This window comes from Streptomyces sp. NPDC040410, assembly GCF_055595715.1.
Map to the genome: position 1 here is coordinate 1 of NZ_JBVIVK010000065.1, position 2502 is coordinate 2502.

1 protein-coding gene is annotated in these 2502 nt (G+C 68.6%); it reads right to left on the bottom strand.

Annotation, left to right across the window (positions count from 1 at the left end; translation table 11 throughout):
* A partial coding sequence (locus tag ACZ562_RS38285; RefSeq protein ID WP_471189329.1) for an AMP-binding protein occupies positions 1-2479 on the bottom strand: 2479 nt, incomplete at its 3' end.
* Positions 2480-2502 lie beyond the last annotated feature (23 nt).

Sequence of the window (2502 nt, forward strand, 5' to 3'; positions counted from 1 at the left end):
GATCGGCAGGCTCCAACACCCCCAGCAACGACGGCACCACACTCGCAGCCCGCACACCCGCCAACTCCGCCAACCGCCGGGGCTCTTCCCGCTGCTCATCACTGGCGATCCACAGCGCCGAACCCGACGACAACGCCACCGCCACATCCAGCACCGACGCGTCGAAACTGAAGGAGGCGAACTGCAAGACGCCCACACCAGGACCAGCACCCATCACCGGCCCGAACACCGATACCAGATTCGCCAGCGAAGCGTGCGAGACGGCCACACCCTTCGGCGTCCCCGTCGAACCCGACGTATAGATCACATACGCCAGATCACCGGCCGTGGTCGTTTCGAACTCGACAGGCGCACCGGGCTGATCCAGGTCCTCCGGACCCACCACCACGCCCACACCCGCATCCGCGAGCATGAACTCGATCCGCTCTGCGGGCAGTTGAGTGTCGATCGGCAGATAGGCGCCACCGGCCTTCCACACACCCAGAATCCCAGTGATCATCTCCGGGCCGCGCGGCAATCGCAGCGCCACCACGGACTCCGGCCCAACCCCCTGACTGCGGAGGTAGTGCGCCAGCCGACTCGCCGCCGCGTCCAGGTCGCCGTACGACACCTCGACGCCCTCGCTGACCACCGCCACCGCGTCCGGAGCCGAAACTGCCCACCGCTCGAACGACTCCACCACCGATGCGTCCGACACCTCCGCCCCGGTGTCATTCCACTCCACCAGCAACCGATCCCGCTCACCCGAATCCAGAACCGGCACGCCACCGAGCGCCATGTCGGAGTCGGCGTCCAAAGCGTCCAGCACGTTCCGCGTCGTCGTCGCGAGCAGCCGTCCGACCACCGTCGCGTCGACCGGTGCCACCGCCTCCACGGTGAAGCTGACGGTGTCCGGCCCCAGGTCGTTGACCGCAACGGTCAGCGGGTAGTTGGTGCCGTCTCGGCGGGAGACCTGCTGGATGCCTGGCAGCGACTGTTGTTCAGCGTTGTCTGTGTCGTGTTCTGCGTGCCGGTAGTTGAAGAGGGCGGTGAACAGCGGGGTGTTGCCCGCGATCCCGCTGGCCTGCTGCGCGACGGCCAGGGGTGCGTGCTCATGCTCCAGCAGCGCGGCCAACTGGTCCCGCATGGCCTCCACCGCGGCCCGTACCCCGACCTGACTCGTCCGGGCTCGCACCGGCAGCGTGTTGATGAACGGACCCAGCACCCGGTCGGCACCCTCACCGGCGTTCATCCGCCCGAACAGCACGGTTCCGAACACCACGTCGTCCCGGCCGGACAGCACCGCCAGCACCCGCGACCACACCACATGCAGCACCGTCGCCGGACTGACGCCCAATGCCCGTGCCGATGACCGAAGTTGGGCCACCTGATCGCGCGGCATTTCGACCAGCTCGGTCGCCATACCGCTGGCGTCGCCGCGTACGTCCAGCACTCCGAAGGGCGCGGTCGGCTCGGTCACATCACCCAGCAGCCCGGCGAAGAACCGCTCATGGTCCGCGCGCGAGACCCGCCGCGTCTGCGCCACGAAGTTCCGGAACGGCAACGCCCGCGCCAACTCCTCCGCCCGACCCGTCAGCACCGCCCGCAACTCCCGCAGCAGCACATCCATGCCCAAGTGATCCTGCAACATGTGATGCATCCGCACCGCAGCCAGCCACCGGCCCCCGACCACCTCCGCCACATGCAGATCCATCAGCGGCGCACGCCCCAGATCCATCACCGAGCCCACCACGGCCAGCAGAGCGTCCGCGGGATCGGGGTGCTCGGTGTCGATCCGGTGCTCCTGGGCAGTCAGCGCCGCCCTCCGCCACACCACCTGGACCGGCTCCCGCAACCCTTCCCACACCACACCGGTCCGGTAGATGTCGTGCCGGTCCACCACCTGCTGAAGGGCCCGCGCGAACTCGTCCAACCGGGACCGCGACGCAAACTCGACCACCCGCACAGTCACATAGACATCCGCGCCATCAGCCGCCACGAGGTGGTGGAAGAGCAGGCCCTCCTGCAAGGGCGCGAGCGGATACACATCGGCGATGTTCGCCGCGCCACCCTCGACCGAGGCCACCACCCTGTCGATCTCGGCCTGCGACAGCTCCACCAACGGCAGCATCTCGGACGTGATCCGGTCCGCGTCTGCCGGAATCAGGTTCTCGGGCACCTCCGCCGACCCTGTCCCAGCGGCCCGCGCCAGCCCTGCCGGCGTCGGCGACTCGAACAACGCCCGCACCGACACCGACACACCCCGACCACGCAACCGCTCCACCAGCGACACCGCCAGCAGCGAATGCCCGCCGAGGCGGAAGAAGTTGTCCTCCACCCCGACCGTTTCCAGCCCCAGCACCTCGGCGAACACCCCGCACAGGATCTCCTCCTGCACGGTGGCCGGAGCCCGACCCGTACCACTGGCGTACTCCGGCGCGGGCAGGGCCTTGCGGTCCAGCTTCCCGTTCACTGTCAGCGGCAGCTCGTCCAGGGTCACAAAGGCGGACGGCACCATGTACT